16 protein-coding genes are annotated in these 19,668 nt (G+C 70.5%); 10 read left to right on the top strand and 6 right to left on the bottom strand.

Annotated features, from left to right (window positions below):
- Window positions 1–30 precede the first annotated feature (30 nt).
- From ABH936_RS12070 to ABH936_RS12055, 4 genes are all read left to right on the top strand, one after another.
- Window positions 31–735: a response regulator transcription factor gene (locus ABH936_RS12070; protein WP_040014574.1), complete on the top strand. Its 705-nt coding sequence runs from the start codon at window positions 31–33 to the stop codon at window positions 733–735.
- 134 nt (window positions 736–869) lie between these two features.
- On the top strand, window positions 870–2,306 hold the full coding sequence (locus ABH936_RS12065; RefSeq protein ID WP_404603357.1) for an ATP-binding protein: 1,437 nt from the start codon (window positions 870–872) through the stop codon (window positions 2,304–2,306).
- A gap of 94 nt (window positions 2,307–2,400) precedes the next feature.
- Window positions 2,401–3,852, top strand: coding sequence for a trypsin-like peptidase domain-containing protein (locus ABH936_RS12060; protein ID WP_404603356.1), 1,452 nt, complete (start codon window positions 2,401–2,403; stop codon window positions 3,850–3,852).
- Window positions 3,853–3,923: 71 nt separating this feature from the next.
- Window positions 3,924–6,038, top strand: coding sequence for a HelD family protein (locus ABH936_RS12055; protein ID WP_404603355.1), 2,115 nt, complete (start codon window positions 3,924–3,926; stop codon window positions 6,036–6,038).
- A gap of 12 nt (window positions 6,039–6,050) precedes the next feature.
- Here the strand turns inward: ABH936_RS12055 and ABH936_RS12050 are convergent, their stop codons facing one another.
- Both ABH936_RS12050 and ABH936_RS12045 read right to left on the bottom strand, forming a co-directional pair.
- On the bottom strand, window positions 6,051–8,594 hold the full coding sequence (locus ABH936_RS12050; protein WP_404603354.1) for an ABC transporter permease: 2,544 nt from the start codon (window positions 8,592–8,594) through the stop codon (window positions 6,051–6,053).
- 1 nt (window position 8,595) lies between these two features.
- Complete coding sequence (locus tag ABH936_RS12045; RefSeq protein ID WP_083803167.1) at window positions 8,596–9,342, bottom strand: ABC transporter ATP-binding protein; 747 nt, start codon at window positions 9,340–9,342, stop codon at window positions 8,596–8,598.
- Between the two features lie 181 nt (window positions 9,343–9,523).
- Between ABH936_RS12045 and ABH936_RS12040 the strand changes: the two genes are divergently transcribed.
- Window positions 9,524–9,820 carry a WXG100 family type VII secretion target gene (locus tag ABH936_RS12040; RefSeq protein ID WP_006943722.1) on the top strand — a complete coding sequence of 99 codons (297 nt, stop codon included), beginning with the start codon at window positions 9,524–9,526 and terminating at the stop codon, window positions 9,818–9,820.
- Between the two features lie 53 nt (window positions 9,821–9,873).
- On the opposite strand, the gene ABH936_RS12035 is transcribed toward ABH936_RS12040, so the two are convergent.
- From ABH936_RS12035 to ABH936_RS12020, 4 genes are all read right to left on the bottom strand, one after another.
- Window positions 9,874–12,018: an FAD-dependent oxidoreductase gene (locus tag ABH936_RS12035; protein ID WP_404603353.1), complete on the bottom strand. Its 2,145-nt coding sequence runs from the start codon at window positions 12,016–12,018 to the stop codon at window positions 9,874–9,876.
- On the bottom strand, window positions 12,015–12,746 hold the full coding sequence (locus tag ABH936_RS12030; RefSeq protein WP_404603352.1) for a PadR family transcriptional regulator: 732 nt from the start codon (window positions 12,744–12,746) through the stop codon (window positions 12,015–12,017). The genes ABH936_RS12035 and ABH936_RS12030 overlap by 4 nt, the downstream gene beginning before the upstream one ends.
- Window positions 12,747–12,928: 182 nt before the next feature.
- Complete coding sequence (groL, locus tag ABH936_RS12025; protein WP_006943711.1) at window positions 12,929–14,566, bottom strand: chaperonin GroEL; 1,638 nt, start codon at window positions 14,564–14,566, stop codon at window positions 12,929–12,931.
- Window positions 14,567–14,878: 312 nt separating this feature from the next.
- Window positions 14,879–15,157, bottom strand: coding sequence for a DUF3263 domain-containing protein (locus ABH936_RS12020; protein WP_006943707.1), 279 nt, complete (start codon window positions 15,155–15,157; stop codon window positions 14,879–14,881).
- A gap of 80 nt (window positions 15,158–15,237) precedes the next feature.
- Between ABH936_RS12020 and ABH936_RS12015 the strand changes: the two genes are divergently transcribed.
- The 5 genes from ABH936_RS12015 to ABH936_RS11995 all read left to right on the top strand — a co-directional run bounded on the left by ABH936_RS12015 (window position 15,238) and on the right by ABH936_RS11995 (window position 19,583).
- The gene (locus ABH936_RS12015; RefSeq protein WP_006943720.1) at window positions 15,238–15,912 is read left to right on the top strand and encodes a uracil-DNA glycosylase; all 675 of its coding nucleotides are present in this window, start codon (window positions 15,238–15,240) and stop codon (window positions 15,910–15,912) included.
- A complete protein-coding gene (locus tag ABH936_RS12010) occupies window positions 15,909–16,784 on the top strand; it encodes an SGNH/GDSL hydrolase family protein (RefSeq protein WP_404603351.1) in 876 nt (291 codons plus the stop codon). Before ABH936_RS12015 ends, ABH936_RS12010 begins: the two co-directional genes overlap by 4 nt.
- 66 nt (window positions 16,785–16,850) lie before the next feature.
- Window positions 16,851–17,651, top strand: a complete 801-nt coding sequence (gene modA, locus ABH936_RS12005; protein ID WP_006943714.1) for a molybdate ABC transporter substrate-binding protein — start codon at window positions 16,851–16,853, stop codon at window positions 17,649–17,651.
- 1 nt (window position 17,652) lies between these two features.
- Window positions 17,653–18,477 carry a molybdate ABC transporter permease subunit gene (gene modB / locus ABH936_RS12000; protein ID WP_313956482.1) on the top strand — a complete coding sequence of 275 codons (825 nt, stop codon included), beginning with the start codon at window positions 17,653–17,655 and terminating at the stop codon, window positions 18,475–18,477.
- Window positions 18,474–19,583, top strand: a complete 1,110-nt coding sequence (locus ABH936_RS11995; protein ID WP_404603350.1) for an ABC transporter ATP-binding protein — start codon at window positions 18,474–18,476, stop codon at window positions 19,581–19,583. The genes modB and ABH936_RS11995 overlap by 4 nt, the downstream gene beginning before the upstream one ends.
- Window positions 19,584–19,668: the final 85 nt, after the last annotated feature.

The raw sequence follows: 19,668 nt of genomic DNA, 5'->3' as shown, positions 1-19,668 counted from the left end.
TCCAGCGAACGTCCAGTCGGGCGGGCGAGAATGACAGGCATGAGCACGCCCGAAGCACGCATCCTCATCGTCGAGGACGACACCAACATCCGCGAACTGCTCGCCACGAGCATGAAGTTCGCCGGTTTCGACGTCTCCGTCGCCGGCACCGGCAGCGAAGGGCTCGCCCTCGCCGCGACGCAGGAGTTCGACCTCGCCGTGCTCGACGTCATGCTTCCCGACATGGACGGCTTCGCCGTCACGAGCCGCCTGCGCGAGGGCGGACGCGAACTGCCGATCGTCTTCCTCACCGCGCGCGACTCCGTCGACGACACCGTCAAGGGCCTCACCGTCGGCGGCGACGACTACATCACGAAACCGTTCAGCCTCGAAGAGGTCGTCGCGCGCATCCGCGCCGTCCTTCGCCGCACGAAGGCCGACGACTCGGACGGCCCCACCGTCACCGTCGGCGACCTCGAGCTCGACGACGACAGCCACGAGGTGCGCCGCGCGGGCCGCGTCATCGACGTCTCCCCCACCGAGTTCAAGCTGCTGCGCTACCTCATGCTCAACGCCGGTCGCGTCGTGAGCAAGGCCCAGATCCTCGACCACGTGTGGGACTACGACTTCCGCGGTGAGGCGGGCATCGTCGAGTCGTACATCTCCTACCTGCGCCGCAAGATCGACGTCGACGGTCTCGAACCGCTCATCCACACCAAGCGCGGCGTCGGATACGTGTTGCGCGAACCGCGCTGACGTAGGCGATCCCCCTGGTCTCCCCCGACGGCTACACGCTGCGCCAGCAGTACCTGCGACTGCGGCGCGGCGTCCACCGCTGGCCGCTGCGCGCCCGCATCGTCGCCGTCCTCGCCGGCCTGCTCGGCGCAGCGATGTTCGTCGTCGGCACTGCCGGGTCCTGGCAGCTGCAGAGCTACCTCGTCCAACGCGAGGACGCCGACCTCGTCGCCGCCGCGCCCACCCTCGTCGCCTCGACGATCCAGCAACAGGCCGAGCACGCGCGCGTGACGAGCGCCGTGCCCGTCAACGTGTACGCCGTCCGCATCGTCGGCGCGCAGGAGACGAACGACTTCGTCCCCGCCACGGGGCCCCGCCCCGACTTCCCAGACGTGACGAAGGCCAGCGCCATCGCGCACGGCGGGCACCCCTACACCGTCCACTCGCAGGGCGAGAGCACCGTGTCGTGGCGCGTCGTCGAAGGCATCGACGAGACCACCGGCGAGCCGTACGCCGTCGCCGTCAGCATGGCGAACGTCGACACCGTCGTGCGACGCATGCAGGTGCTCACCATCGGCGTCAGCGCGATCGCGCTGCTGTTCGCGACGCTCGCGGCGCTGTGGGCGGTGCGGCGGGCGATGCGGCCACTGCGAGCCATCGAGGACACCGCAGCCGCCATCGCCGCGGGCGACCTGACACGCCGCGTCCCCAACCCCGACTCCGCCGACGAGATGGAGAGCCTCGCGCGCTCGCTCAACGTCATGCTCAGCCAGGTCGAACGCTCGATGGAGATCAAGGACCGCAGCGAGGAGAGCATGCGCTCCTTCGTCGCAGACGCCTCGCACGAGCTGCGCACTCCCCTCGCCACCGTCCGCGGCTACGCCGAGCTGTACCGTCAGGGCGCGGTGAGCGACCCCGACGACGTCGCCGCCGGCTTCCGCCGCATCGAGGACGAGGCGAAACGCATGAGCGCCATGGTCGACGACCTGCTCCTGCTCTCTCGCCTCGAGACGGAGCAGCGCGCCGCGACGATCGGGGCCACCGCGCCCGGCACGCCGCGACGCCATCACGACGTCGACCTCACCGTCATCGCCGCGGACGCCGTGAGCGACGCAGAGGCCCGCGGGGACGGCAAGCGCCGCTTCGCACTGCACGGGCTCGGCGGCGGCCTGGGCCCCGTCATCATCAGCGCAGACGAGCAGCGCCTGCGCCAGGTGATGACGAACCTCGTGAGCAACGCCGAACGCTACGCTCCGGGCACCGAACCCATCGAGGTCGGCGTCGGTGCGGTCGACGGGCGCGCCGTCGTCGAGGTCGCCGACCACGGCCCCGGCATCCCCGCCGACATGCGTGGCCGCATCTTCGAACGCTTCTACCGTGCCGACGTCGCCCGCAACCGCGCGAGCGGCAGCACCGGCCTCGGCCTGTCGATCGTCGCCGCGATCGTCGCCGCCCACGACGGTGAGGTGAGCGTGCGCGAAACCCCCGGCGGGGGCGCGACGTTCGTCGTCAGCCTGCCGCTTGCCGCGCCGGATTCACAGGCGCAGCACAGCTCGCATCACGTTGCCGACGAGACTGATGACGTGGAATAGCCTCGACTGACTACTCTCGTGACCCGAGAGGCCCCCTCAGCGCATCGGCCGACGCAGCCCGCGTCAGCGCCGATCCGAGACCAGGAGCAGTGCCATGACCGAGACGCCCGACAGCGCCCCGAACCCCGACGAGCGACCGGACGGCGCCCGCCGTCACCAGCTGCCGGGCCAGGCTCCACGCCCTGACGACACGCAGGTGATCCGCTCCGAACCGGCCCGCCTCGACGCCCCACCCGCAGGGGGGATGCCAGCGTCCGCCCCCGCGCCGACGTCCGGGCCTCAGCCCGGGTACCAGCCGAAGCCCGGGTACCAGCCGAAGCCCGGGTATCAGCAGCCGTGGGCTCAGCCGGGATACGAGCAGCCGGGAGCGGCGTACGGCGTCGGCTCGCAGCCTGCCGGTGGCGGGCGTTCGGGACGCGGCGGGCGCGGCCTCGCGCAGATCGGTGCGGCCTCGCTCCTCGCGGCGGCCTTCGCGTCCGCCGGGACGTACGCCGTCGTCCAGCGCGACGACACCGGCGCCGTCTCGGGCGGCGGCAACTCGACGGTCATCAAGGCCGACCCGGCCGACTTCGCCGACGCCGGCGCGATCAACTGGTCGGCGACGGCCGCGAAGGTCAACCCGAGCGTCGTCTCGATCGACGTCAGCTCCGGCTCCAGCGGCGGCGAGGGCTCCGGCGTCGTGCTCGACAAGAGCGGCAACATCGTGACGAACAACCACGTCGTCAGCGGCGCCGGGTCGAACGCGACCGTCACCGTCACGCTCAACAACAACCGCACCTACCCAGCGAGCGTCGTCGGCACCGACCCGTCCACCGACCTCGCCGTCATCCGCATCAAGGACGTCCCGGACCTGCACCCCGCCGAGATGGCCGACGACAGCAAGCTCGTCGTCGGTCAGCCCGTCATGGCTGTCGGCAACCCCCTCGGCCTCGCAGGCACCGTGACGACGGGCATCGTCTCCGCCCTCGACCGGCCGGTGACGACGAGCGAGAGCGACTCCGACAGCTCCTCGACGTCGACCTCGACCGTCGTGACGAACGCGATCCAGACGAGCGCCGCGATCAACCCGGGCAACTCGGGTGGCGCGCTCGTCAACGGCAGCGGCAAGCTGATCGGCATCAACTCCTCGATCGCGTCGCTGTCGAACGGCGCCTCGGGCGGCCAGAGCGGCAACATCGGCATCGGCTTCGCCATCCCGAGCAACGTCGTGAAGAACATCTCGGGCCAGCTCATCGCCAAGGGCAAGGCCGAGCACGCGCTGCTCGGCATCGGCACGTCGCCGACGGAGGTCAAGAGCGGCAACGCGACGCTGACGGCGGCGAAGGTCGCGTCCGTCGCCCCCGGCAGCGGCGCCGCCAAGGCGGGGCTGCGCAAGGACGACGCGATCACCGCGATCGACGGCGAACCCGTCACCTCGCCCAACGCGCTCGTCGGTCAGGTGCGCTCGCGTACCGTCGGCAGCGCCGTCAAGCTGACGATCATCCGCGACGGTCGCCAGCAGGAGGTCTCGGTGACGCTGGGAGCTCAGTCCGACGTCAAGAATTGAGCGCTCCCCGCAACGGGTGCCAGGCGTAGAGTGAGGGATTCTGCCTCCACTGCCCCCGAAGGTGGTTCGCCATGCCCGCTCCCGTGCTCGAGCCTGCGCTCGACCCCGCCCTCGACCACGAACGCGCGCACCTCGCCGCCGCACGCGCCCAACTCGCGCGCATGCGCGATTCGGCCGCCTCGCTCGACGCGTCGCGGGCCAGCGACGCCGTCAGCGGCGAGGCGCTCGGGGCCACGCTCACCCGCCGCGTCGCGGCGCTGACCGACGACCCGTCGACGACGCTCTTCTTCGGCCGCATCGACTGGCGCGACCCGGCCGCGGGTGACGCCGCGCGCGTCGAGGAGCTCTACGTCGGGCGCCGCCACGTCTCCGACGAGGCAGGCGACCCGCTCGTCATCGACTGGCGGGCGCCCGTGTCGACGGCGTTCTACCGAGCCTCCCCTGCCGAACCGATGGGCGTGTCGCTGCGGCGGCGCTTCGGCGTCGAACGCGGCGAGCTGACGGCGTACGAGGACGAGCGTCTCGCTGCTCCTGGGGGCGGCGACGAGGCGGGCGCCGACGATCGGGCGGGCAGCGACATCCTCGCCGCCGAGATCGAACGCCCCCGCTCGGGCCCGATGCGCGACATCGTCTCGACGATCCAGCCCGAGCAGGACGCGCTCGTGCGCGCCGACATCGCGACCACCGTCTGCATCCAGGGCGCGCCCGGCACCGGCAAGACCGCTGTCGGCCTGCACCGCGCGGCGTGGCTGCTGTACTCGTTCCGCGCCCGCCTCGATCGCGCCGGCGTCCTCGTCGTCGGCCCGAACGCGGCGTTCCTCGACCACATCTCCGCGGTGCTGCCGTCGCTCGGCGAAGCGCGCGTCGCGCACGCGACGATCGAGACGCTCCTCGACGGCAGCTACCGCGACGACACCCCGAAGAACCGACGCTGGCTCGTGCGCGGCGCGGACGAGGCGCAGGTCGCCGTCCTCAAGGGCGATGCGCGGTGGGCCGGCATCATCCACCGCGCGGTGTGGGCCCACGTCGGGCAGCCCGACGAGGCGCTCGTCGTCCCCCGTGGCGCGCGACGCTGGCGGGTGCCCGCGTACGAGGTGGCCGAGATCGTCGCCGAACTCCGTTCGCGCGGCGTGCGATACGAGGCCGCGCGGGCGATGATGGCGCAGCGCCTCGCGCACAGCGTCATGCTGCAGCTCGAGGCCGCTGGCGACTCCCCCGACGATCGCGTCCAGGATTGCATCGCCCGCAGCGCGCCGGTGAAGGCGTACGTCAAGGCCCTGTGGCCGCAACTCGACGCCGCCGGCGTCGTCCACCGCCTCCTGTCGGACGCCGACTTCCTGCACGAGTGCGCCGACGGCGACCTCGACCCGCACCAGGAGGTGAGCGCGGTGTGGGAGAAGCCGCCGCGCACCAAGGGGTCCGCGAAGTGGTCACCGGCCGACCTCGCGCTGCTCGACGAGGCCGCCGACTGCATCGAACGCACGACCAGCCTCGGGCACGTCATCGTCGACGAGGCGCAGGATCTGTCGGCGATGCAGCTGCGCGGCGTCGGGCGCCGCTGCTCGACGGGCTCGGCGACGGTGCTCGGTGACGTCGCGCAGGCGACGACGCCGTGGGCACCGGGGTCATGGACTGCGACGATGACACACCTCGGCAAGAGCGACTTCCACCTCGAGGAGCTGCTGCAGGGCTTCCGCGTGCCCGCTGCCGTCATCGAGTACGCCGCGCAGCTGCTGCCCGTCATCGCGCCCGGCCTCGCCGCACCGCAGTCCGTGCGCAGCAACCGCGGCGAACTCGACCTCGTCGAGACTGGCCCCGACGCGCTCGCGGCCGCCGTCACGGATGCGGTGCGCCATGCGACGACGACGCCCGGGTCGGTCGGCGTCATCGCCGTCCCCGGCGCGCTCGACGACATCGCGGAGGCGCTGACGCACGCCGGCATCGGCTTCGGGCGCCTCGGCGCGGATCACGGTGACGACGCCGACCATCAGGTCGAGCTCGTGCCCGCGCAGGTCGCCAAGGGCCTCGAGTTCGACCGCGTCATCGTCGTCGAACCCGCCGACATCGCGGACGCCGAACCCGATGAGGCGACAGGCCTGCGGCGTCTCTACGTCGTGCTGACGCGCGCCGTCAGCGCCCTGAGTGTCGTCCACGCGCGCCCGATCCCGGCGCCGCTGACGTCGTGAGAGCACACCCGATCACGGCGCGCTGATCGCGGCGAGAACGTTGAGTTTCGCGGCGCGCCGTGCCGGCCACCAGGCGGCAAGGACGCCGACGAGGGCGGCGAGCAGGAGGAAGAGCGCGAGCCGCAGCCACGGGATGACGAGCACGTCGACGCCCGAGTTCGCCTGCGTGCGCTGGAACAACACCCCGAAGATCGTGCCGAGCACGACACCGATGACGGCGCCGACGAGCGAGATCGTCACCGCCTCGAGGCGCACCATGGAGCGCAACTGCGAGCGGGCGAGGCCGACGGCGCGCAGCAGGCCGATCTCGCGGGTGCGTTCGATGACGGACAACGCGAGCGTGTTGATGATGCCGAGCACCGCGATGACGATGGCGAGACCGAGCAGGCCGTAGATGAGCACCAGCATCGTGTCGATCGGGGCTCGCTGCTCGGCGGCGTAGCCGGCCTGATCCTTGACCGTGACGGTCGGCAGATCGGCGACGACCGAGTCGAGCCCCTTCTTGACGTTCGCCGCATCCGCGCCGGGTCGGCGCAGCACGTAGAGGGTGTTGTCCTTCGTCGAGCCGCCCACCGTCTCGAACGTCCGCATGCTGACGACGTAGTCCGCCGCGCGCGGGCTCGCGTCACGGTCGAAGATGCCGATGACGGTGAGGCGCTTGACGTTCGCTCTGCCGATCGTCAAACGCGTCACGTCTCCGACCGTGATGCCGTACGCCTTCGCCTTCTCCGACGAGATGAGCACGGAGCGATCGTCGAGGGCGTCCTTGCCGGAGTTGAGTTCGACGGGTGCGACCTGACGGAACGTGGCGGCGTCGACGCCTTCGATCGTCGCGGGCGCATCGTTGAACGTGCCGTCACCGAGACGCAGGCGCGAGACGGTCTGTACGCCGTCGACGCTGCGCATCCGCGTCGCGATGGAGGCGGAGATCGGCTCGGAGAACTGCCCGCTGACGACGTAGTCGCCGCGGAAGTTCTTCGCGATGAGGGCATCCACGCTGCCCGAGGCGGACGCGCCGAACACCGTCATCATCGACACGAGCGCCATGCCGATCATGAGGGCCGACGCGGTCGCCGCGGTGCGGCGCGGGTTGCGCAGGCTGTTCTCGGCCGCGAGCTGTGCGACGATGCCCGAGCGCGGGCGCGCCACGGCGGCGATCGCACGCACGACGGGACGCGCGAGCACGGGCGTCGCCGAGATCGTGCCGAACAGCATGAGCACCATGCCTGCGACGAACACCCAGATCGAGGTGTCGGCCGCGAGCTTCCAGGCGGCCAGGGCTGCACCGACGACGAAGACGAGGGCGCCGACGACGGCGCGGCGGCGCACCGTCTGCTCGGGTTCGACCTGGTCGTCGCGCATCGCCGTGATCGGTGAGATGCGCGAGGCTCGCCGCGCCGGCAGCCAGGCGGCGAGCGCCGTCACGCCGAGCCCGACGAGCAGCGACACCGCCACTGTGCGCGGTTCGAGGACGAGCCCACCGGTGTCGATGTCGGCGCCCAGCGCTGAGAGCAGCGCCGAGATGCCCTTCGCAAGCAGCACGCCGACCCCGATGCCGACGAGTGAACCCACGAGGCCGACGACGAGCGCTTCGACGAGCACGCTGGCGAGGACCTGGCGTGACGACGCGCCGAGTGCCCGCAGGAGCGCGAGTTCGCGGCTGCGTTGCGCGACGAGGATGCCGAAGGTGTTGACGATGAGGAACGAGCCGACGAGCAGCGCGACGCCCGCGAACACGAGCAGGAACGTCGTGATGAACGACAGCGCCTTCTTGATGCCGCTCGCGGCCTCGTCGGAGGCCTGCTTGCCGGTGACCGCCTCGAAACCCTTCGGCACGAACGGTTTGATCTGCTCGACGACGGTGCTCTGCGATACCCCGGGGCGCGCCTGGACCCACAACGAGGTGTAGGCGTCCTTGCCGTCGAGGAACAACTGCTGCGCAGTCTTCGTGTCGACGACCGCGAGCGTCGAGCCCACCATCGAGCCGTTCGCGTAGCTCGCGTACCCGACGAGCCGGCCGGACCAGCGCGGCGTCTGGCCCGACGTCAGGATGCTGACGGTGTCGCCCAGGTGGTAGCCGCCGCGTTCGGCTGTCTTCGCATCGAGCGCGATCTCCCTCGCCGACGTCGGTGCCCGCCCCTGCGTGATGTGCAGCCCGGGCACGCCGTCGGCGGCGCGTGCGTCGTGGTAGTTCACCCCGAACGCGGGCGCCCCCTGGCCGCCGATGACCTTGCCGTTCTTCGCGAGGACGGTGGCGCTCATCGACGAGACGACGCCGTCGACCTGCGCGACGCCCTTGGCCGAGCGCGCCTCGGCGAGGACGTCGGGGCCGATCGTGCGCGTGTCGCCGCCGCGCGAGTGCTGCGAGGCGTCCTGGGTGGCACGCACGGTGGCGTCGCCGACGGTGCCGTTCATGATGCCGCTGAACGCGCGGTTGAGGGAGTCGGTGAACATGAGCGAGCCGGCGACGAACGCGACGCCGAGCACGATCGCGAACGTGCTCATGAGCAGGCGCAGCTTGCGCGCCCAGACGGCCTTGAGCGAGGTGGCTAGCACGTCAGCGCCTCGCGGCGGCGTCGAACGCCTTCATGCGATCGAGGACGCGCTCGGACGTCGGCTCACGCATCTCGTCGACGACGCGTCCGTCCGCGAGGAAGACGACGCGGTCGGTGAAGCCCGCGGCGACGGGGTCGTGCGTCACCATGACGATGGTCTGGCCGAGTCGGTCGACGCTGCGGCGCAGGAACGACAGCACCTCTTCGCCCGAGCGGGAGTCGAGGTTGCCGGTCGGTTCGTCCGCGAAGATGATGTCGGGCTGCGTGACGAGCGCCCGCGCGCACGCGACGCGCTGCTGCTGGCCGCCGGACAGCTGGCTCGGACGGTGCCCGAGCCGTTCGCGCAGGCCGACGGCGTCGATGACGTCGTCGAACAGCTCTTGATCGACCTTTCTGCCCGCGATCGAGGCGGGCAGCATGATGTTCTCGCGCGCCGTCAGCGTCGGCACGAGGTTGAACGATTGGAAGATGAAGCCGATGTGGTCGCGCCGCAGGCGCGTGAGGCGCTTGTCGTCGAGGGAGCTGACCTCGATGTCACCGATGAAAACCCGCCCCGACGACGGCGTCTCCAGCGCCGCGAGGCAGTGCATGAGCGTCGACTTGCCCGAGCCGCTCGGGCCCATGACGGCGGTGAACTCGCCTTCGAACAGCTCGAGGCTCACCCCGTCGAGGGCGAGCACCCGGGCGTCACCCTCGCCGTAGGCCATCGTCAGGCCGTCGGCCTCGGCTGCCACCACACGCTTCGTCATGATGCCAAGGTAGCCGTCCGCACCGACAACCGTCCCCCGGGCCGCGAGACCGGCTCGTTCGTCCACAGCTGTGACGGCTGCGCGGCCCTGTGGACGGCCCGAAGCACGGGTGGGCGCCGTCGGCCTACCGTCGGAGGCAAGCGCCACGGGAGCAGCCCGCGCGCCCCACGAAAGGCACATCATGGCATCGCAGTACACCGTCGACTCCGACGCGATCTCCGCTCACGGCACCGACACCGCGACGCTCGTCACCGACCTCGAGACGTCGCTGACGAACCTCAACACGAAGCTGACGACGCTGCAGACGCAGTGGAAGGGTTCGGCGCAGACGAACTTCACCTCGCTCATGACGACGTGGAACACCGACATGAACAAGCTGAAGTCGACGCTCGACACGATCAGCTCGACGCTGCACCTCACGAGCAGCGAGTACTCGACGGCGGAGGACAACAACGTGCGCCGCTGGGTCACCGCCTGAGCGCGGCACCTGCCGGCCGTCGGGCCCGACGACGTGTCGGGCCCGACGGTTCGTCACAGCGCCGCGGCGAGCTCCGTGGCCTGCTTGATGGCGCGCTTCGCGTCGAGCTCTGCGGCGACGTCGGCGCCGCCGATGACGGTGACCTTCGCCGGGTCGAGACCGAACGTGTCGGCCACCGACTCCTGACCCGCGCAGATGACGACGGTGTCGACGTCGAGCACGCGCTTGGTCGGCTCCTGTCCCTCGAACTTCGCCTTCGCCTCGGCGGGGACGCTCGCGTACTTCGCGTCGAGGGCCTTGAGCTGCGGCACCATCGTCAGGGGCAGGCCCGTCTTCTTCGACGCTTTCGTCAGCGGCCCGACGGCCCGCGGCGGCGTGGGCGTGATCGTCAGGTGAAGGCCGGCGTCGTCGACCTTGTCGTAGGTGGCGCCGCCGATGAACTCGACCTTCGAGTCCTTGAGCGTCTGGCGGTGCACCCAGCCGCTGGTCTTGCCCAGACCCTTGCCGAGCGCGGTGTGCTTGCGCTGCACGAGGTAGACCTGGCGGCGCGGCTTCTCCGTGACCTTCTCGACGATGTTGCCGGGCACGTTCTCCGACTCGGTGACGCCCCAGCGCTCCATCCAGTGCTTGAGGTTCTCGTGCGGCTCGTGCAGCAGGTACTCGCTGACGTCGAAGCCGATGCCACCGGCACCGACGACGGCGACGCGCTCACCGGCGACCTTCTCACCGCGCAACAACTCGTCGTACATGACGACCTTCGCGTGGTCAATGCCCTCGATGGCGGGGCGACGCGGCGTCACGCCCGTGGCGAGGACGACGTGGTCGTAACCGTCGAGCGTTTCGGCGTCGGCGCGTGTCGAGAGGCGGACGTCCACCTTCAACTCGTCCAGCCGCGTCATGAAGTAGCGCAGCGTCTCGGCGAACTCTTCCTTGCCGGGGATGTTCATCGCGAGACGGAACTGGCCGCCGAGGTGGTCGCGTGCCTCGAAGAGGGTGACGTCGTGGCCGCGCTCGGCGAGGTTCGTCGCGGCGGCGAGACCTGCGGGGCCCGCGCCGACGACGGCGACGCGCTTGGCGCGCGGCTTCGGCACGGGCAGCAGGACGAGCTCGCCCTCGCGACCGGCCTGCGGGTTGACGAGGCAGCTCACCTTCTTGCCGCTGAACGTGTGGTCGAGGCACGCCTGGTTGCACGCGATGCACGTGTTGATCAGGTCGGCGCGGCCCGCCTGCGCCTTCTTGACGAAGTCGGGGTCCGCGAGCAGCGGACGCGCCATCGAGACCATGTCCGCGAGACCATCCGCGATGATCTGCTCGCCCACCTCGGGGGTGTTGATGCGGTTGCTCGCGATGACGGGGATGTCGACCTCGGCGCGCAGCTTGCCCGTCGCCCACGCGAACGCGGCGCGCGGCACCGACGTCACGATCGTCGGGATGCGCGCCTCGTGCCAGCCGATGCCGGAGTTGAACATCGACACGTCACCCTGCAGGTGCTGCGCGAGCGTCGCGATCTCCTCGAACGTCTGGGAGTTGTCGACGAGGTCGGCCACGGAGATGCGGTACAGGACGAGGAAGTCGTCGCCGGCGGCATCGCGGACGGCGCGCGCGATCTCGCGCGGCAGCGTCATGCGCTTCTCGGCGGAGCCACCGAAACGGTCGGTGCGGTCGTTCGTGCGGGCGGCGAGGAATTGGTTGATGAGGTAGCCCTCGGAGCCCATGATCTCGACGCCGTCGTAGCCGGCCTCCTTCGCGAGGCGCGCCGAGTTCGCGTAGTCGCGGATCGTCTTCTCGACGTCCTTCGTGCTCATCGCGCGCGTGCCGAACGGCGTGATCGGCGACTTCTTGTTGGACGCGCTCTTGCTCCAGGGCGTGTAGCCGTAGCGGCCCGCGTGCAGGATCTGCATGACGATGCGCCCGTCGTGCTCGTGGACGGCGTCGGTGACGAGCTTGTGCCGCCCGAGCTGCCGCTTCGCCGTCAGCATCGAACCCATCGGCCCGAGCTGGCCGGTGATGTTAGGCGCGAAACCACCCGTCACCATGAGCGCGACGCCGCCCTCCGCACGTGCCGCGAAGTAGCGCGCGAGCTGCGGGAAGTCCTTCGCCTTGTCCTCGAAGCCGGTGTGCATCGAGCCCATCATGACGCGGTTCTTCAGCGTGATGCCGCCGGCGTCGAGGGGGCTGAGCAGGTGCTCGTAACTCATCGTGTTCTCCCGGGTGCTGGGGTGCGTTCGTTGTCGGGCTGTCTGTCGTTCACGTCGTGCGGTCTGTCGTCCACGGCGACGCTCGCCGCGAGGTTCCCGTCGGCGTCCACGTTCAGGTTTTCGGCCTCATCACCGTCTTCACCCCTGCGTGCAGGTGCACCCGGGTGCACCTGCACGCAGGAGGTGGGCAGCGTCTCGCCGCTCAGCAGCGCCACCATCTCGTCGCACCACTCGAGCATGGCGCGTTCGGTGCGGATGCCCCCGCGCAGGACGGCGTAGGTCGGACGCTCCTCGTCGCTGAGGGATGACGGATCGGGGTAGTGCCTCGCGCAGTTGGCCTCGAAGTAGGCGAGCTGGGCGGCGTGCTCGTCGCGATGACGGCGGATGTCGGCGACGACGGCGTCCGCGTCGCCGAAGCGCATGCCGCGCACCTTGACGGCGAACTCGGAGCGCAGCGTCTCGCTCGGGGTGGGAGTGCGCGTCCACGCGAGTAGTTCCGCGCGACCGGCCGGGGCGATCGTGTAGACGCGACGGTCGGGGCGCCCATCGCCCGCCTCGGTGCGGACCTCGACGAGGCCTGCGTCCGCCATCTTGGCGAGGACGCGGTAGATCTGCTGGTGCGTCGCGCTCCAGAAGAACCCGAGCGAACGGTCGAAGCGCCGCGTCAGGTCATACCCGCTCGCCTCGCGCTCGGCGAGGGACACGAGCAACGCATGCTGCAACGACATGCACTTAGTTTCATATGCGCAGATGCGCATGTCAACCGCCTCGATGTTGCCTGCGATTCGAGACGCGGCACGCCCGAAACCCGGGGCAACATCGCGAGAGGAAGTGCTCCCTGGACGACAAAAGGCTGACGCCCGCCCGAGCATTCACTCAGGCGGGCGTCAGCCCGTGGAGGCGCGCTTTCTCAGAAGCCCATACCGCCCATGCCACCGTCCATGCCCGCCGCAGCGTCAGCGCCGGCGTTCTTCTCCGGCTTGTCAGCGATGACGGCCTCGGTCGTGAGGAACAGCGCCGCGATGGACGCAGCGTTCTCCAGCGCCGAACGCGTCACCTTCGCCGGGTCGATGATGCCCGAGGCGATCATGTCGACGTACTCACCGCTCGCAGCGTTCAGACCCTGACCGGCGGGAAGCGAGCGCACCTTCTCGACGATGACGCCCGGCTCGAGGCCCGCGTTCGTCGAGATCTGCTTGAGCGGAGCCTCGGCAGCGACGCGAACGATGTTCGCACCCGTCGCCTCGTCGCCCTCGAGAGCGGAGAAGGCCGACTCGGCGTCCTTCGTCGCCTGGATGAGCGCGACGCCACCACCGGCAACGATGCCCTCCTCGACGGCTGCCTTCGCGTTGCGCACAGCGTCCTCGATGCGGTGCTTGCGCTCCTTGAGCTCGACCTCCGTCGCGGCACCCGCCTTGATGACGGCGACGCCGCCGGCGAGCTTCGCGAGGCGTTCCTGCAGCTTCTCGCGGTCGTAGTCGGAGTCGGAGTTCTCGATCTCGGCGCGGATCTGAGCGACGCGGCCCTTGATCTGCTCGTCGTCGCCGGCACCTTCGACGATCGTCGTCTCGTCCTTCGTCACGACGATCTTGCGGGCGCGGCCGAGCATGTCGAGCTCGGTCGACTCGAGCTTGAGGCCGACCTCCTCGGAGACGACCTGGCCGCCCGTGAGGATCGCGATGTCACCGAGCATCGCCTTGCGGCGGTCGCCGAAGCCGGGAGCCTTGACGGCGACGGCCTTGAACGTGCCGCGGATCTTGTTGACGACGAGCGTCGACAGGGCCTCGCCCTCGACGTCCTCGGCGATGATCGCGAGGGGCTTGCCGGACTGCATGACCTTCTCCAGGACGGGCAGCAGGTCCTTGATGTTCGAGATCTTCGAGTTGACGATGAGGATGTACGGGTCGTCGAGGACGGCCTCCATGCGCTCGGTGTCGGTGACGAAGTAGCCCGAGATGTAGCCCTTGTCGAAGCGCATGCCCTCGGTCAGCTCGAGGTCGAGGCCGAACGTGTTCGACTCCTCGACCGTGATGACGCCTTCCTTGCCGACCTTGTCCATCGCCTCGGCGATGAGCTCACCGATCTGCGGGTCAGCGGCGGAGATGGACGCGGTCGCAGCGATCTGCTCCTTCGTCTCGATCTCCTGGGCGTGCTCGAGCAGCTGCTTGCTGACGGCGTCGACGGCCGTCTGGATGCCGCGCTTCAGCGCCATCGGGTTCGCGCCGGCCGCGACGTTGCGCAGACCCTCGCGCACCATCGCCTGGGCGAGGACGGTGGCCGTCGTCGTGCCGTCACCGGCGACGTCGTCGGTCTTCTTCGCAACTTCCTTGACGAGCTCGGCGCCGATCTTCTCGTACGGGTCCTCGAGCTCGATCTCCTTGGCGATCGAGACACCGTCGTTGGTGATCGTGGGGGCGCCCCACTTCTTCTCCAGGACGACGTTGCGGCCCTTGGGGCCGAGGGTCACCTTCACGGCGTCGGCGAGCGTGTTCATGCCGCGCTCGAGGCCGCGACGGGCCTCCTCGTCGAAAGCAATGGTCTTGGCCATGGCTGTGGTTCCTCCACGTGACGTTCGGATCGACCACATCAGCGCCCGCGACGGACGGACCCGATCACGCGCCGGTCATGTCGGCGCGCCCCGAACCCTCACTGCTGCAGTCAGGCTTTTGTCACTCTCACGATCAGAGTGCTAACCCCATGATTAGCACTCGCCCCCACCGAGTGCAAACCCTCCGCGCGCGCACCCGCGTGTTGTTCGCTCACAGCGGCACCCCGACGTCTGTCGTGCGGCTGCCAAGATGGGCTGCGGCGCCACGAGAGCGGCGACATGTGGGGACGTGGCGGCGCGCTGAGCCGCGGTTCAGACGGTGCGTCGACGCCCCGCGCGGCGTCGCTGGATCCGCTTGACGAGCAACGGATCCGCGGCGAGCGCCGCCTCGGTGTCGGCGAGCTTGTTGAGCTGCTGGTAGTACTGCGTGCTCGTCAGCCCGAAGCGCTCCTTGATCGCCGCTTCCTTGGCGCCGGGCAGCTTCCACCACTCGCGTTCGAAGGCGAGCATCGCACGGTCGCGCTCGCTCAGCCCGGGCGCGTCGGCGTCACCGGGCACGTGGGCACCCGCGGGGGTCTCGATCATGGCCATCCGCTCAGGATACGAGGCCGCCCGGCCCGTTCCAACCGCGCTCGGGGCGGGTTGTCAGACCCGCGCGATAGGTTGGACACATGCCTCGTCCGTACGACGAACTCGTCCACCCGAGCTGGGTCGAACCCCTCGCGCCCGCCGCCGAGCACATCGCCGCCGCGGGGGCGTTCCTGCGTGACGAGGTGGCCGCGGGGCGCGGCTACCTGCCTGCGGGCGACGCCGTGCTGCGCGCGTTCACGCAGCCGTTCGACGAGGTGCGCGTCCTCGTCGTCGGCCAGGATCCATACCCGACGCCCGGGCACCCGATCGGCCTGAGCTTCGCCGTCGCACCCGACGTGCGGCCCATCCCCCGCAGCCTCGCGAACATCTACACCGAACTGCACGACGACCTCGATATCACCCCACCCGAGCACGGTGACCTGTCGGCGTGGACCGATCAGGGGGTGCTGCTGCTCAACCGCGTCCTGACGGTGCAGCCCGGCAAGCCGGCGAGCCATCGCGGCAAGGGCTGGGAGCACGTCACCGCGACGGCGATCAACGCGCTCGTCGAGCGCGAGCAGCCCCTCGTCGCCATCCTGTGGGGGCGCGACGCGCGCTCACTCGCGCCGCACCTCGGCGACACGCCGACCGTCGAGTCGGCCCACCCCTCACCGTTGTCGGCCCGCGGCGGCTTCTTCGGCAGCAAGCCGTTCAGCCGCACCAACGCCCTGCTCGAAGAACTCGGCACGCACACGATCGATTGGCGCATCCCGTGACAGACACGACCCCCGACACCCGTACCGCCGAAGAGGCGCCCGCGGCCCGCAGCGGCCACGAGCGGACGTGGCGGCGCTACGTCGCCATCGGTGACTCCTTCACCGAGGGCATGAGCGACCCCGACCCGCGTCAGGACGACGCCTACCTCGGCTGGGCCGACCGGCTCGCCGTCGACCTCGCTCAGGTCGCCGACGGCGCGGGGCACGCATTTGAGTACGCGAACCTCGCGATCCGGGGCAAGCTGCTCGCCGACGTCGTCGGCCCGCAGCTCGACGCCGCGCTCGCGATGCAGCCCGACCTCGTCAGCATGGTCGGCGGCGGCAACAACATCATGCGCCCGAACGTCGACCTCGACGACGTTGCCGATCAGCTCGAGGCCGCCGTCGTCCGCCTCAAGGACGCCGGAGCCGACGTCATGCTCGCGACGATGGTCAACCCCACGGGTTCGAAGATCATGACCCGCTTGCGACCGCGCATCAGCTGGCACATCGCGAACCTGTGGGGCATCGCGCAGCGACACGACTGCTACGTGCTCGACGTGTGGGGCATGCGTGCACTGCGGGACATGCGCATGTGGGGTGCCGACCGCCTGCACCTGTCCCCCGAGGGCCACCGCCGTGTCGCGCAGCAGGCGGCGTGGACGCTGGGCCTGCCGACCGAGGGCGACTGGCTCGACCTGCTCCCGCCGCTCGAACCGAAGCCAGCCCGTCAGCGCCTGGCGGAGAACGCCGAGTGGTCGAAGGAATACTTCGGCCCGTGGATCGAACGCCGCCTGCGCGGCACGAGCTCGGGTGACGGGCGTGAGGCGAAACGCCCCCACCCGATGCCGATCGACCCGAGCGTCGCCCCCGAGCTGTTCCGACGGGCCTGACCACCCCGGCGTCCTCGCCCCGAGAACCGATCCGATCAGCCGACCGAGAGACAGAAGGCCACGAGGATGAATCGTTCCCTCACGACGGCGACCGCCGCCACCGCATCCGCCGCCGTGCTGGGTCTGTCCGGCTGCGGCGGGTCGAGCAGCACGAACTCGTCGGGCTCGAACGCCGCCGGCAGCTCCTCGGCCACGGCGAGCTCGAGCAAGACCATCACCGTCCTCGCCGCGGCCTCGCTCACCGAGAGCTTCACCAAGCTCGCCGAGGACTTCGAGAAGAACCACCCCGGCGTCGAGATCAAGATGAGCTTCGCAGGCAGCCAGGACATCGTGCGCCAACTCAAGGGTGGTGCACCGGCCGACGTCGTCGCCATGGCCGACACGACGACGCCCAAGACGATGCCGGCCGACATCACGCAGGGCAAGACCTGGACCGACTTCGCGACGAACGAACTCGAGATCGCGACGCCCAAGGGCAACCCGGGCCACGTCACCGACCTCGCGAGCCTCGCGAAGGTCAGCACCGTGCTGTGCGCCAAGACCGTGCCGTGCGGGCGCGCCGCCGACAAGGCGCTGGCGAAGGCGAACGTCCACGCGCACGTCGTCAGTTACGAGCAGAACGTCAAGTCGACGCTCGCGAAGGTCTCCTCCGGTGACGCGGACGCCGCGGTCGTGTACCGCACGGACGTCAAGGCCGCCGGTGACAAGGTGACGGGCGTCGATATCGCGTCCGGCTCGAACGTCAAGACGACGCTGCCGATCGCGACGTGGAGCAACAACGAGTACGCCAAGCAGTTCGTGCAGCTCATCACCGGCGCCGAGGGCCGCAAGGTGCTGAGCGACGCCGGGTTCGGCTCGCCGAGCTGACGTGAGCGCCCCCAGCGCCAGCAGAACGAGCCCCACCCGCCGCGCCCCCGATGCCGGCGGTGTGGTGCTCGGGGTGTTCGCAGCGGTCGCGGTCGCGTTCGTCGTCGTCCCGCTCGTTGCGCTGCTGCTGGAGGTGCGCTGGTCGCACTTCGCCGCCGACCTGCAGACCGCCGGCACACGCGAAGCTCTCCTGCTGTCGCTTCGCACCACGACGACGACGGCAGCCCTGTCCGCACTGTTCGGCACCCCGCTCGCCTGGTGGCTCTCACGCCTGCGGGGGCGTGCCGCCGCGTGGCTGCGGGCACTCGTCACGGTCCCCCTCGTGCTGCCGCCCGTCGTCGCCGGTGTCGCCCTGCTCGACGCGTGGGGGCGCGGCGGCCTCATCGGCACGGTGCTGCAGGACAGCTTCGGCACGTCGCTGCCCTACTCGTGGGTGCGCGTCGTGCTGGCCGAGACGTTCGTCGCGATGCCGTTCTTCGTCGTCGCCGCCGAAGGCGCGTTCCGCGGCATCGACGCTCGGTGGGCGCGCACCGCCACCGTGCTCGGCGCGAGCCGCTGGTACACGCTGCGCCGCGTCCTCATCCCGATGGCGGCGCCCGGCCTGCTCGCGGGGTTGACGCTCTCCTGGGCACGCGCTCTCGGTGAGTTCGGGGCGACGATGACCTTCGCCGGCAGCTTCCCCGGCACGACCCAGACGGGCCCCCTCGCGGTGTATCAGGCGCTCGACATCAGTCAGGACGCCGCCACCGCCCTCGCGGCCCTCATGCTCGGCATCTGCCTCGTCGTGCTCGCCTTGCTGCGCGGACGCTGGAGCGGTGTGCGATGAACCCGTCTTTCTCGCCCGAACCGCCTGAGACGCCCGAACCGGAGGGGTTGAGCTTCGCCGGCACGATGCGGCGCGGCTCGTTCGAGCTCGAGGCCGCGTTCACGTGCGCTCCGGGCGAGGTGCTCGGGGTGCTCGGCCCCAACGGCAGCGGCAAGTCGACGCTCGTGGCCGGCATCAGCGGCCTCGAACATCTCACGAGCGGTGAGCTGCGCGTCGGGGAAGCCTGTTGGGACGACGGGCGCGGTCACGCCGTGCCCCCCGGCCGCCGTCAGGTGGGTCTCATGACCGCGGCGGGCGACATCTTCGGCTATCTCGACGCCCTCGAGAACGTCGCGTTCGGGCTGCGGGCGCGGGGCGTATCGCGCTCCGCCGCGCGCCGTCGTGCGCGGCAGGAGCTCGAGCAGGTGGGCATCGCCGACCTCGCGAGCCGCCGTCCGCACGAGTTGTCGTCAGGCCAGGCACAACGCGTCGCTCTGGCCCGTGCACTGGCCCTCGCCCCTCGGGTGCTGCTGCTCGACGAGCCGCTCTCGGCCATCGACCAGAGCGGCCGCGACGAGTTGCGCGCGCTGCTCGGCGAGCGCCTCGCGCGCACCGACGCCGTCACCCTGCTCGTCACCCACGACCCGCTGGAGGCACTGACGCTCGCCGACCGGCTGCTGTTCCTCGAAGCCGGGCGCGTGACGCAGCTCGCCCCGCCGCAGGAGGTCGTGCGCTATCCGCGCACGGCGTTCGCCGCCCGCGTCGTCGGCCTCAACCTGTGGCGAGGGACGAGCGACGGTCGCGCCATCACGACGCCGGGTGGCGCCCGCATCATGGCCGCCGACGTGCCGCCGTCGGGCGAGCGGGCGTTCGCGGCCTTCGCGCCGACCGCGGTCTCGCTGTGGCGCGAGGTGCCCGCCGGATCGCCTCGCAACACCTGGCCGCTCGTCGTGCAGCAGATCGAGCACACCGGGACGTCGGCCCGCGTGCACCTGCGGGGTGACGCAGGCGTCGCGGCCGATCTCGTGGCCGACGTGACGCTCGAGGCCGTCACCGAACTCGGCCTGCACCGCGGCTCGCACGTCGCAGCGAGCGTCAAGGCCACCGACGTCACGCTGTACCGCTGACCCCTCAGCGCGCGAGCTCCTCCTGCCCTCCTGCACCATCGCGACGGCCTCGCCCGACCCTGTTGCGCCCAGATGCACCCGGGTG

Source organism: Dermacoccus sp. GAS27A (genome assembly GCF_044909235.1).
Taxonomy (GTDB): Bacteria; Actinomycetota; Actinomycetes; order Actinomycetales; family Dermatophilaceae; genus Dermacoccus; species Dermacoccus nishinomiyaensis.
The sequence above is the reverse complement of the archived record's forward strand: the minus strand, read 5'-3'. Positions and strand labels throughout refer to the sequence as shown.